This is a genomic window from Flavobacterium sp. ABG, from assembly GCF_001027725.1.
Lineage (GTDB): Bacteria > Bacteroidota > Bacteroidia > Flavobacteriales > Flavobacteriaceae > Flavobacterium > Flavobacterium cupriresistens.
The window spans coordinates 1-12,891 of record NZ_LEKS01000027.1; the positions used below are offsets into that span (position 1 = coordinate 1).

Here is a 12,891-nt window from a genome sequence, read left to right on the forward strand (position 1 = left end):
TTTTCAGGTAAAATATCGACATGGTCAAACAGTAATTCTTTCATAAAACGAACATAACTGTTGATAGAATTAGGTTCCATTGGATAATATTCATCCAAATTAAAACTAATTACGTTTTTAAAACTCAAGCCTTCCTCTTTATGAAGACGTACTAACTCTGCATACAATCCTTTTGGAGAAGAACCGGTTGCCAGACCTAAAATACAAGGTTTGTTTTCTTTTTGTTTGGATTGAATTAAAGCTGCAATTTCCTGAGCAACCGCTTTAGAAGCCTCATTAGAATTTTCAAAAACTACTGTATTGATGTTTTCAAATCGTTTTTCGAAGCCTGTTGCTTTGTCTATTTTACTTTTTAACATGATATATATCTTTTTTTATTCCTGATTCTAAATCTTCCAACTTCTGTATTTATGACCTTTTATTGCATAAAAAAGAATCATTAAATACGAAGGCAATAATATTAAATAAGCAATTTGATTCCCGCTTTTTGAAGTTAATGCTACTCCATTTTCAATATTTGATGTATTTACGTATTCCACAATCATCCCATAAAACAGTGGAAAAACAGCACCACCAATAATTCCCATAATCAAAATTGCACTTGCAATTTTAGTATAACCTCCTAAATCCTGAAGAGCCATTGGCCAAATTGCCGGCCAGCAAAGTGCATTTGCCAATCCAAGTAAGGCTACCAAAAGAATTACAATCGGTAAATTTGGAATTCCGGGCAACTGAATCATTAACTTTGGAGAGATTAATACAATCGCCAAAACCAAAATTAAACCTAAAAATCCCGAAGCTTTTAAAGCTGTAACCTGCGAAAGATATTTTGGAATTAATGTGATTCCCAATACATAACCCACTACCATAAATGACATAGTGAATGAGGTTAATTTCAAATAAAAGTTCCCTTCATCGCCATAAACTCCTAATTGTTTTCCGAAACCACCTATTGAATCACCGGCCAAAACTTCCGCTGATATGTACAGCATCAAAGTTACAACACCTAAAACCAATTGCGGGTACTTAAATGCGTTTTTTATTTGCTGAAAAATACTCAAATTTGTTACATTTCCGTCTTCATCCAAATCAATCTCAGGAAGCGGAGAAAACTTAACCAACAACGCTAAAACCATAATGATCAACCCCATATAAAGATAAGGTCTTTGCAATTGTAGTGCAAGTGAATTTAAGGCAGCAGTTTTTGATGCTTCATCTAACAACGCAATCTTATCGGCAGTAAAATCCTGCATGTTTGATAAAACCAAGGCTGTTAATACAATCGGAGCCACAAATCCGGCCAGTTTGTTTGCAATTCCCAGAACACTGATTCTTGCCGCAGCACTTTCGCGCGGACCTATCACGACAACATACGGATTAGAGGCAGTTTGCAAAACAGCTAAGCCTGTTCCCATCACAAATAATGCAATTAAAAACAGCAAAAAAGTACGGCTTGACGCAGCGGGGTAAAACATAAATGCGCCGGCTGCAATGATCAATAATCCTAAAGAAATACCATTCTTATACCCTACTTTTTCGATAATCCAAGAGGATGGAATTGCCATCACAAAATAGGCAATATAAAAAGCAAAAGTCACAAAATAAGCTTGTGAAGAGGATAACTCACAGGCCAATTCGAAAAATGGAATCAAAGGCCCGTTAAGCCAGGTAACAAAACCCAGAATAAAAAACAATAAGGTTAAAATAACCATCGGAATAACCGGATTCCCTCTCTCTAAACGGACTGCATTTTCAATGTTTGACATACTATTTTTGGTTGATTGTTAAAAAGATTTTGATTTCAAATCTAAAAGTAGAATCAACACTAAATTACTTATTGCGGTTTTTACGCAAATGTTTTGCATTTTTTTTGCAAAACAAAAGTAATACAATAAGTTGGTCTTATTCCTAATTCAGATATGAAAATTTTGTTAATTTTTTGTTTCCCAATTTAGGTCAGGGTAATATTTTTGAAGGTATTCCTTTACGTCTGCGATATCTTCTTTTGCGGTTAAATCAGGCACATGCTCAGAAAATGCGATACCAATTGTTGTATCGGGGTTTTCTTTAACGGAGTTCAAAAGTACCGTTGGCAATTCTTTCTCGTCTCTTTCGGGATGAACCGGACAGTTTTTAAGATGCGTATATAAGGTTGCACCATTAAATTTAAAAGCATTCATGCTTACTCTGATTTTCCCATCGATATCTTTATACTCTTCTAAAACATCAGCCGTAGGTTTTTCTAAAATATCCAACAATTGATTGTTTTTATCCAGTTTGGCAATCGCAAAACGTGAAATTCGTTCTATCGGAAACGCCAAAGCATCACGATCGTAACTAATAAAAGCATTTGGGCTTTCGGTTTCACGAAGTGCCAATAAAGCGGCGGCTGAATACAGATTATCACTGTTACAAACGGAATACTGTTGTGTATTTAATTCCGGATATTGCTCAACAGCCTGAAACAAAGCATCAGCAGTACCAAACGGTTTTTCTCTTCCTTCCGGAATATACTGTACAGCGAATGAGATATTGAGTCCATGAAAATCATTATTCTTCATTTCACTTCCGTAAAACTCTTTAAACAAACCTCCCTGTTCCCCGATAATAATGTAAATATTTTGGTACCCTGCTTTTTTTGCATTCAACAAAAGATAATCCAATAGCGGTCTTCCACTGGCTCCTACTCCGATTAAACCTTTACTTCTTTCGTTTGCCTGTGCTATTTCTTCCGGCGATAAATTAGTGGTAATCGCTTCTTTTTTCATGCGGGAAGAAGCTCCTCCGGCAAGAATAACTAAATTGTTGTGCATCTTATTTTTTTAAATTTCAATATTTTCTAAAATTCTTACGCCAGCATCTACATTTACAGCGTAAGCCTCCTCCGCTCCGGCTTTTAAAATGGCCTCTATAACCAAATTTTCCACCTTAGGATCGGCAATAACTACAATACTTCCACCACCGCCTGAACCAACGATTTTGGCTCCGTATGCACCTGCTTTCAAAGCTGCATTTACCATGTCATCAATTCTTGGAACAGTAATTTTCAATAAATCACGCAAAACGGCATGATGATCATTCATTAAAGAGCCTATTTTTTTAAGATCCAAAACGGGTTTTTCGAACTCTTTTAAGGCTTCTTTGGTATAGTGATAATTTTTAATCGCCGCTTCAAAAAACGGAATTAACCGATCGGGAAGACAATTTCTGTATCGGTCTATATCTTCAATTTCAGCAGTATATAAATCAAAATCGGGAAAATTTTGCTTCACCACATCAATAGCCATTAAAGCATTCCCCTTTAAGTCCCCTAACAAACCGATGGTTTCTTTTGGAACTCCGGAAACTCCGGTAATTAAACCTTTTAATTCAGCCCCGATAACTTTATAAGAAAAAGGATCTTTTGTATTGATATACACTATATTGCCAACACCAATGCTAAAATGATCCATCATTCCACCCGGCTCTCTATGCTCTAATACTTCTGATTCGTATCCGATTTTTGAAATAAACTCAGGAGTAACCTCATCATCAACTCCGAAAGCTGCAATTAAAAAACGAATCCAGGCCATCAACAAAGCCGATGAGCTTGACGTTCCCGAATTGATCGGAATATCTCCTGTTATCGTGATATCATAACCAACTGTTGGTATGCAGCCGTATCTGCGCAAGACCCGCAGCGAGGAAGCAAAATAATCACGTGGTTCCAACGTCGTAAAAGCGGCATCTATAGCAATCACTCTAACTTCGTCAATATCAACCATATTAAGAACAAATATTTCTCTATCGTTTTGTTCTGCCGTTAGGCTAATTTTTCTATTGATGGCGCAGGCTATAACAGGTAATCCTAAATAGTCCTGATGGTCTCCAAAAAGACATGTTCTTCCTGGTGCTGATGATATGATTCTTTTCACTTACATATATGATATTAAAATACTGAATTTCAAAAAAATACAATATTACTTGATTATAAATTCGGCTCTGATTTCGGGTTTTGATTCTACGAAACTATAGATTATTTTTTGATAAAACAAGAAAAAACAAAAAAATGTGCTCGAACACACTTAAAAATGTTCTCGAGCACATTTTAATATTTCCTTAAACTATATACTCAAATAATTAAATCAAATTTATATATTTGCTAATATGGATAAGAAATACACTATTAAGGATATTGCAAACATGGCCGGAGTTTCTAAAGGAACTGTTGATCGTGTATTACACAAAAGAGGAAAGGTCTCTCCTGCAGCACTTGAAAAGATAAACGAAGTCTTAAAGGTAATAGACTATGAACCCAACCTTATTGCGAGAAATTTAAAAAACAATAAAATTTATCGCATCTGTGTTTTACTACCTGATCCTAAAATAGATTCCTATTGGCTTCCGTGCGTAAACGGAATCCAGGATGCGGTAAAGGAGTATAAAGCTTACAATGTCAATATCACTATCCATTATTTTAATCCGGAAAGCAAAAAATCATTTATCAATACCAATGATGTAGTGGTCAAAATTGCGCCTGAAGCGGTTTTGATAGCACCCTTATTTCACAAAGAGACTTTAGAAGCTGTAAAACAATATGATGAGTTAAACATCATGGTCAATACGTTTAACAACCAGGTGGAGTCTGATACCATTAAAAGTTTTGTCGGACAGGATTTATACAAAAGCGGTCGTGTTGCGGCCAGTTTAATGAATTTGATTTTAGAAGACGGTCATATCGCGATTGTGCATATTGATGAGAGTCTAAAAAATGCCGTTCACATGCAGGAAAAGGAAAAAGGTTTCCGGAATTATTTTGATGAAAAAAAACTAACCAACTTTTCCTTAACCACTTTAAAATTAAAACATGCTAATGTAGAAAGTAAGTTTTTAAATTTCACAGAAGAACATCCTAATCTGAAAGGAATTTTTATCACCACTTCCAAAGCTTACGAAATTGCTTCGATACTCGCCGAACAAAAGAATAAAAAAATTGCCTTAATCGGATACGATTTAGTTGAAAAAAATGTCAGTTTCTTAAATCAGGGATTGGTTCATTTTTTAATTCATCAAAATCAAAAGAGACAAGCCTATTTGGGTGTAAGCACCTTAGTAGAACATTTTTTATACAGCAAAGAAATTCCAGAAACGGTGTTACTACCAATTGACATTATCAATGTCGAAAATGCCGGTTTTTATATTTCATAAAAAATACCTGATGTTAAGTTTTAAACCATATAAGTAATGTAAGTTCATTTTAGCAGTATCTACATTTTCTTAAATATTGTTACGCGCGAAATTTAAAACCATATTAACATCGTACTTCTGTTTTTTTGTCATTTCGAAGAATGAGAAATCACACTAGCTGCTCCACTTCTATTTTCCACAATTTTGTCATACTGAGGAACGAAGTATCTTCACAAGTAATTCTTCCATAAACTGAAGCTCAACGCTATCGATTCAGCAAACGTAGATCCTTCGTTTCTCAGGATGACAAACTGGACGGAGTTTCTCGCTTGATTACGCCTCCTCAGGATGACAAACTGTGCGGAGTTTCTTGTGTGATTTCTCATTCTTCGAAATGACAGAAGTTGTGGGGTAATGTAAGTTCATTTTAGCAGTATCTACATTTTCTTAAATATTGTTACGCGCAAAATTTAAAACCATATTAACATCGTACTTCTGTTTTTTTTGTCATTTCGAAGAATGAGAAATCACACTAAGGACTTCGCTTCTATTTTCCACAATTTTGTCATACTGAGGAACGAAGTATCTTCATAAGTAATTCCGTAGAGAGAAGTTCAACGCTATCGATTCAGCAAACGTAGATCCTTCGTTCCTCAGGATGACAAACTGTGCGGAGTTTCTGGTGCGATTTCTCGACTTCGCTCGAAATGACAGATGAAGTAGAAATAAAAAAGGTCCAACTCGCGTTGAACCTTTTTTATTATTATTTACTGTTTTTGTAATACTTGCGATATTTTGGATATGTTATAGCTCCAATTACCGAAATGGTTCCTAAAGAATACCAAATCCAGCTTAGAGAATGTGCTTCTCCGCTCGCGTACGAGTGCAAACCAACTAAGTGGAAGTTTACTCCGTAGTAGGTGAATAAGATCGATACAAAGGCAAACATACTCATTAGGTTAAAGAACCATTTTCCTCTTAATGCAGGTACAAATCTGGCGTGAATTACAAATCCGTAGATCATAATCGAGATTAAAGCCCAAGTTTCTTTTGGATCCCATCCCCAGTAACGTCCCCAACTTTCGTTGGCCCATTGTCCTCCAAGGAAGTTTCCTATCGTTAACATAATCAAACCAATAGTCAATGACATTTCGTTGATATAGCTGATTTCTTTGATGTTCAAGCTCATTTTGGCCTTGTTCTTATCATTGGTAAAGAAAATTAAAACTAAAGCTACAAAGCCTAAAATCATTCCTAATGCCAATGGACCGTAACTTCCTACAATTACTGCTACGTGGATCATTAACCAATACGAGTTAAGAACGGGCTGTAAATTGGCAATTTCCGGATCTATCCAGTTTGCATCTGCGGCAAAAAAGATCATAGAGGTTACAAAAGCCGCTGAAGCTACCGTTAGTTTTGATTTTCTATCAAAAGCCAATCCAAAGAACATGGTAGCCCAAGCTACGTATACAATCGCTTCGTAAGCATTACTCCAAGGTGCGTGACCCGAAATATACCAACGTGCAATTAAAGCAAGGGTATGCAAGGCAAATATTCCTCCTATTAAGATATGAAAACCATTAACGGTTATGCGCAAAAACTTTTTATTAAAGAAAATACTCAATAAAGTAAAAATCAGCATAAAAATTCCTGCCATAGAATACCAATAAAGCATTTTTGGTAAAATATCATAGGTATTGTAAGCAATTTCAAGATCGATTTTTTCTTCGCTAGGACGTACTTTAGAACCAAATTTCTTCTGAAAACCGTTGATGCTTTCTACTAAATTATCGGCTGTACTAAAATCCTTAGAAATAGAACCATTGTTTAAGGCGCTGAAATATAAGGGTAGAATTTGTTTTACATAAGTCGAGTCCATTCCTTTAAGTCCGGCACTTTCACGTTCTAAAAAAGAAACCCATTTATTGTTTGGATCATTTGGAACCGGGAAAATTCTTAAAATACTTCCGCTTAAAGCAGATTCCATTAAATTTACCTTTTTATCTGTCTCGATAAAGTCCTTCTCAAAACTATTCGGATTAGCGGCTTTATAGGCAGCATCTAAATAAGGAGAAAGTTTGTAGTTTCCGTTTTCATCAAAAAACTTCACAAAAGGAGCCAACTTTGCTTTTCTGTCAATACCAATGATTTTACGAATACTATCATCTTTGGTATTAATATAAATAAGAGGGACCTGAATCCATACCTGAGCGTACTGTGTCATAGACAAAAATACCTGATCTGAGTTCATGCCGTTATACTTATCACTATGACTTACTTTTCTAAGCAATTCAGATGAAAAAGTATTGATTGGTTTCATACGTCCACCGGCATCCTGAATAATCAAACGCCCAAATTTTGCAGCGTGTTCTTTCGGTGCTTTATAAATCGTCAATAACGAATCTAGTTGTTTCTGACTTGGTGGAGCCGTTACGTGATTGGCATGATTGTTTGGATCTTCATTTTTATTATGTTCGTGGGTATGTCCCGGAGTATGAACGTGTGGCGCTTCTTGTGCAAAACCATTCAAACTAAACAGCAAAACCAAAATGGTAATTAGTTTCTCTTTTTTCTTTTTCACAACCTCTAATTTGCGTTTTAGATCTCCAAAACGGGAGTGTTTAGTAAACATAATAACCATTAAACCGAAATACAACATAAAATAACCCAAATAAGTTATAGAAGTTCCCCAAAAGTCATGATTTACAGACAATACAGTTCCTTTTTCGTCCGGACTAAAAGAAGACTGAAAGAAACGGTAGCCTCTATAATCTAAAACGTGATTCATAAAAATATCCGCATCAAATGTATCTGTAGAATCCTGAACGGTTACCTTGCTTTTAAAAGCAGAATAACTTTTTTCTGTTCCCGGGTATTTTGTTGCAATAAAATCGTTTAGTTTTACTTTGAAAGGCAAAACATAAGCTTTACTTCCATAAAACAAGGAATATTCGATATTCCCAATCTTAACGGTTTTTGGTTCTCCAACACTTCCTTTAGAGCCCAAAAGCATCACTTCTTTTTCCTGTCCTTCCGCTTTTACTTTTACGACTAAAGCATCATGATGGTCTTTTGCTTTGTAATCATTATTCGATTCATAAGTAATACGCCCTTTCATAGCGGGATCCGGAAATACAATTCTGATATCGCCAATGCTATACAAAGAACGCATCATCAAAGGTTGTACGTTATCTTTAGTGACTTTTCCTTGAAATTTATCCGCCATTCGCATAAAGTTACCTTCAAATGGCGTCTGAATGGTATATTTTTCACCGGTAGTATTAATGTTAATAGCACCTTCGGTTGGTTTATTTAAAGCAAACAAAACATTGTGAATGTTCTGCACTTCTCCTTCTTTCAGGAAATGCTCTTCACGTCCACCCGAACCGGCTTCGACTAATTTAAGGTATAAAGTACCTTTTGGATCTGGTTTCACCACCTCTTTAGCGCCCATAATGTACTTTACGTACGTGATTTCAAAAGGAGTTTCAGAAAATTTACCTGAAATAGAAAAATCATTATTTGTAACGGGCGATAACAAAAGTTTTTCTTCAAAAACTCTTCGTTTCATTTCACCTTTATGTTCACCGTCTACAAAGGCAGTTAAAAATGTTTTATCAGAGTAAATTTGGTTTTCTGCTGCTCCTTCGCGAATTGGCATCATCCCTTCATAACTGATGTAACGGGTTATAAAAGCACCCAAAAGAATAAAAATAAAGGCAATATGAAGCAATAAAGTAGCCCACTTTTCCTTTCTTAATAGTTGATAACGTTTGATGTTTCCGATAAAATTGATCATAAAAAAGACCATTATCGCTTCAAACCACCAGGTATTGTAAATTAAAATTCGGGCTGTATCAGTATTGTACTTACTTTCGATAAAAGTTCCGATACCCATTGCCAAAGCAAATGTTAAAAAAAGAACAGCCATTAATCGTGTAGAAAACAAAAAAGAGAATATTTTTTTATCCATTTTTGAGGAATTACATTGTATAAAAGTGCGACAAAAGTACTTAAAAATGTTGAGTTCCAATATTTGTCATTTGTTAATTAAAACCAAAAAATAGATCAGATTACTCCCTCCTACTGCTTAAATCTGTTAATTCAAAAAAAACATTCCTAAATTGAACCTGATCTTTGATTTTAGATGATCCTAAAATAGAACAATCAGCAAGGAAACGGTTTACAAAGTAGTTTCGAAATTCTAATTTAACTGTGCTATGAATTGCTCTTTTCTTCTAAAATATTAAAGAAGTGCGCTTTATTTTTCTTCAAATGACAAACGAATTAAAAGCAATTAACTTTAGAAAAAATAATGCTAATTTTGCGGTATGATTCGAATAACTGTAATTGGTTCGGGAAATGTCGCCCAGCATTTGATAAAGGCTTTTACTAAAAGTGACCTTGTTGAGATTGTGCAGGTATTTTCCAGAAAAAAAGAAGCGTTGTCTTCTCTAATTGGTTTTGAAAAAATTGTAAGTGCTTTTGAAGACTTAAAAGAAGCCGATTTGTATATCATTGCGGTTTCGGATAAAGCTATTTCGGAGGTTTCTAAACAATTGCCGTTTCAAAATCGAATTGTCGTTCATACTTCGGGAACCGCTTCACTTGCTGTTTTAGATGTAAAGAACAGAAATGGTGTTTTTTATCCGCTTCAAACCTTTTCTAAAACCAAAGAGGTTGATTTTTCAACCGTTCCGATCTGTTTGGAAGCAGAAAACCCTTATGATTATCGCGTTTTAGAGACGGTAGCCAAGAGTATTTCAACTGCGGTTTACCCAATTAATTCGGAACAGCGAAAAGCGCTCCATGTTTCAGCCGTTTTTGTCAATAATTTTACCAATCATTTGTATCAAATCGGACAGGAAATTTGTGAAGAACACCAAGTCCCTTTTGCAATCTTAAAACCTTTGATTCAGGAAACTGCCGAAAAAGTAAAAACACTAAATCCAATTGATGCTCAAACGGGGCCTGCAAAACGCAATGACTCCAACACAATTGAGGCTCATTTAGCGTATTTGACCAACGAAAAACAAAAAAATATCTATACTATATTAACACAATCTATACAGAATAATGACAAGAAATTATAAAGAAATAATGAATGACATCAACACCTTTGTTTTTGATGTTGATGGTGTACTTACAGACAGTTCGGTTTTTGTAACTAATGAAGGAGAAATGCTTCGCACAATGAATATTCGTGATGGTTACGCCATGAAAGCGGCAGTAGAAAGCGGCTATAATGTTTGCATTATTTCGGGAGGAAGCAATGAAGGTGTTCGTATTCGTTTGCGCAATTTAGGAATTAATGATATCTATTTAGGAACGCCTGATAAAGTAGCGACATTCAAAGAATATACGGATATACACAACATCAAACCGGAAAATGTATTGTATATGGGAGATGATATTCCGGATTTTCATGTGATGCAATTGGTGGGATTACCTACTTCACCTCAAGATGCAAGCCCGGAGATCAAAAATATTTGTCGTTATATTTCTCATGTAAAAGGCGGAAAAGGCGCTGCACGTGATGTTATCGAGCAAGTAATGAAAGTTCAGGGGAAATGGATGGAGCATTTTAGCGGGAAACATGATTAGTTTTCAGTCTCAGTTTTTAGTCACAGATTAAGTCTCAGTTACAATTTACATTAAAAAAAATGAAGTTCCTCAAGCTCATTCGATATCAGAACCTACTTATGCTTGCTTTTATGCAGCTTTTATTTCGGTATGCATTTTTAGAACAGCAGGATATTCCGCTGGCTTTGGCCGACTGGCAATACGGATTATTGGTTTTAAGCACTGTTTTAATTGCGGCGGCGGGTTATGTAATCAATAATATTTTTGATGTTGCCACAGATACCATTAATAAACCAAATGATGTTGTGGTGGGTAAAGGGATAACGGAGACAGCTGCTTATAACATTTACATTGCCCTTACTATTAGTGGTGTTGCCATAGGTTTTTATTTATCTAATGTTATAATGAGGCCTACTTTTGCTACGATTTTTATTCTGATCGCTTCATTGCTCTATTTTTATGCTACATCTTTAAAACAAATCATGATTTTAGGCAATTTGATTGTAGCCTTGTTGTTAGCTTTTAGTGTAGTAATTATTGGTGTTTTTGACATTTTTCCGGCTACAAATACGGATAATCAGGCACAAATGGCAAGTTTGTTTTCTATCTTAATCGATTATGCTTTATTTGCTTTTATGATTAATTTTATTCGTGAAATAATCAAGGATATCGAAGATGTAAACGGCGATTACAATCAGGGAATGAATACGTTGCCAATCGCGATTGGAAGTGCCAGAACGGCAAAAATTGCTTTAGGGCTAGCTGTTATTCCATTTATTTTATTGGTACTTTATATCAATAAATATTTTATAGAAAACAATCTTTTTATCGTTACTTTTTATTCTTTTGCGTTTGTTTTGGCGCCTCTTTTGTATTTTATTGTCAAGATAGTCGGGGCGAAATCGCAAAAGGAGTTTCATCATTTAAGTACCGTTTTAAAGTTGATTTTGCTTTTTGGGATTTTATCAATTATAGTCATTGCCGTAAATATTAAATACAATGCTTAAAGAAAAACTAAAAAAATACACGCTGATTCTGGCTTCGGGATCTCCAAGAAGACAGCAGTTTTTCAAAGATCTGGATTTAGACTTTGAAATTAGATTAAAGGATGTAGAAGAAATCTATCCTCCCGAATTAAAAGCCGTTGAAATAACGGATTATTTAGCAGTACTAAAAGCAAATGCTTTTGAGGGTGAACTACAGCCGAATGAAATTTTAGTGACCAGCGATACTATTGTCTGGCATCAGAACAAAGCATTAGGAAAACCTAAAGATGCAGCAGAAGCCTTTGAAATGATAAAATCAATGTCAAACGACACACATGAAGTTTTTACTTCAGTTTGTTTTAAGACCAACACTGCTTCTACTGTAATAAATGATGTTACCAAAGTTACTTTCAAAGATTTGTCTGACGAAGCTATTTTGTATTATATCGCCAATTACAAACCTTACGACAAGGCCGGTGCTTACGGTATCCAGGAATGGTTTGGTTTTATGGCTGTTGCTAAGGTTGAAGGTTCTTATACCAATGTAATGGGACTTCCAACTGCTAAAGTTTATGAATATTTGAGTACTTTAGATTAAAAAATAAGATTATGTTTACTTTTAAAGAGTATAGCCAGGAAATTATAACGACGGGAATTCTCCTTTTTACACTGATTAGTTTAAGAATGATTATTGCCAAATTAATCCGTCGTTATGCCAGTTCCAGTCAATTATTAGAGCATCGGACAAATTTGGTGATCAAATACATTCATTTGTTAATGAATATATTAGTGATCATCAGTCTGATTGTAATTTGGGGCGTTGATACGAAAGACATTTTTATCACTGTATCTTCAATTGCCACTGTAATTGGTGTCGCTATGTTTGCGCAATGGTCTATACTGAGCAATATTACTTCAGGGATGATTTTGTTCTTTTCATTCCCTTTTAGAATTGGTGACACTATAAAAATTCACGATAAAGATTTCCCGATCGAGGCCGAAATTGAGGATATTAGTGCCTTCCATGTGAATTTAAAAACCAAAGAGGGCGAGAAAATTATTTTCCCAAACAACTTACTACTACAAAAAGGAATTTCAATCATGCCGGTTCATTACGAAGAGAAAGAGTTTTTTGATTAATTAATTCAAATTA

At 35.1% G+C, this 12,891-nt stretch carries 11 protein-coding genes; 6 read left to right on the forward strand and 5 right to left on the reverse strand.

The window, feature by feature from the left end:
* The 4 genes from AB674_RS20290 to AB674_RS20305 all read right to left on the reverse strand — a co-directional run.
* Positions 1-359, reverse strand: a 359-nt coding sequence (locus AB674_RS20290) for a 6-phosphogluconolactonase (protein WP_047779119.1), incomplete at its 3' end; no start/stop codon positions are given.
* A gap of 27 nt (positions 360-386) precedes the next feature.
* On the reverse strand, positions 387-1,766 hold the full coding sequence (locus tag AB674_RS20295; protein WP_047779120.1) for a sugar MFS transporter: 1,380 nt from the start codon (positions 1,764-1,766) through the stop codon (positions 387-389).
* A 165-nt stretch (positions 1,767-1,931) separates the two neighbouring features.
* Positions 1,932-2,813, reverse strand: a complete 882-nt coding sequence (locus AB674_RS20300) for a sugar phosphate nucleotidyltransferase (RefSeq protein WP_047779121.1) — start codon at positions 2,811-2,813, stop codon at positions 1,932-1,934.
* Between the two features lie 9 nt (positions 2,814-2,822).
* Complete coding sequence (locus AB674_RS20305) at positions 2,823-3,914, reverse strand: mevalonate kinase (RefSeq protein ID WP_047779122.1); 1,092 nt, start codon at positions 3,912-3,914, stop codon at positions 2,823-2,825.
* Positions 3,915-4,146: 232 nt separating this feature from the next.
* Between AB674_RS20305 and AB674_RS20310 the strand changes: the two genes are divergently transcribed.
* A complete protein-coding gene (locus AB674_RS20310; RefSeq protein ID WP_047779123.1) occupies positions 4,147-5,187 on the forward strand; it encodes a LacI family DNA-binding transcriptional regulator in 1,041 nt (346 codons plus the stop codon).
* A gap of 742 nt (positions 5,188-5,929) precedes the next feature.
* Here AB674_RS20310 and ccsA read toward each other — a convergent pair.
* Positions 5,930-9,142 carry a cytochrome c biogenesis protein CcsA gene (ccsA, locus tag AB674_RS20315; protein WP_047779124.1) on the reverse strand — a complete coding sequence of 1,071 codons (3,213 nt, stop codon included), beginning with the start codon at positions 9,140-9,142 and terminating at the stop codon, positions 5,930-5,932.
* Between the two features lie 358 nt (positions 9,143-9,500).
* Between ccsA and AB674_RS20320 the strand changes: the two genes are divergently transcribed.
* Genes AB674_RS20320 through AB674_RS20340 form a run of 5 tightly spaced genes read left to right on the forward strand, consistent with a single transcriptional unit; the run spans position 9,501 to position 12,878 of the window.
* Complete coding sequence (locus AB674_RS20320) at positions 9,501-10,262, forward strand: Rossmann-like and DUF2520 domain-containing protein (RefSeq protein ID WP_047779125.1); 762 nt, start codon at positions 9,501-9,503, stop codon at positions 10,260-10,262.
* Complete coding sequence (locus tag AB674_RS20325) at positions 10,246-10,773, forward strand: KdsC family phosphatase (RefSeq protein ID WP_047779126.1); 528 nt, start codon at positions 10,246-10,248, stop codon at positions 10,771-10,773. The genes AB674_RS20320 and AB674_RS20325 overlap by 17 nt, the downstream gene beginning before the upstream one ends.
* A 59-nt stretch (positions 10,774-10,832) precedes the next feature.
* Entirely contained in the window at positions 10,833-11,759 is a 927-nt protein-coding gene (locus AB674_RS20330) for a geranylgeranylglycerol-phosphate geranylgeranyltransferase (RefSeq protein ID WP_082210686.1), read from the forward strand.
* A complete protein-coding gene (locus tag AB674_RS20335) occupies positions 11,752-12,336 on the forward strand; it encodes a Maf-like protein (RefSeq protein WP_047779128.1) in 585 nt (194 codons plus the stop codon). Before AB674_RS20330 ends, AB674_RS20335 begins: the two co-directional genes overlap by 8 nt.
* Positions 12,337-12,347: 11 nt before the next feature.
* Positions 12,348-12,878, forward strand: a complete 531-nt coding sequence (locus AB674_RS20340; RefSeq protein ID WP_047779129.1) for a mechanosensitive ion channel domain-containing protein — start codon at positions 12,348-12,350, stop codon at positions 12,876-12,878.
* Positions 12,879-12,891: the final 13 nt, after the last annotated feature.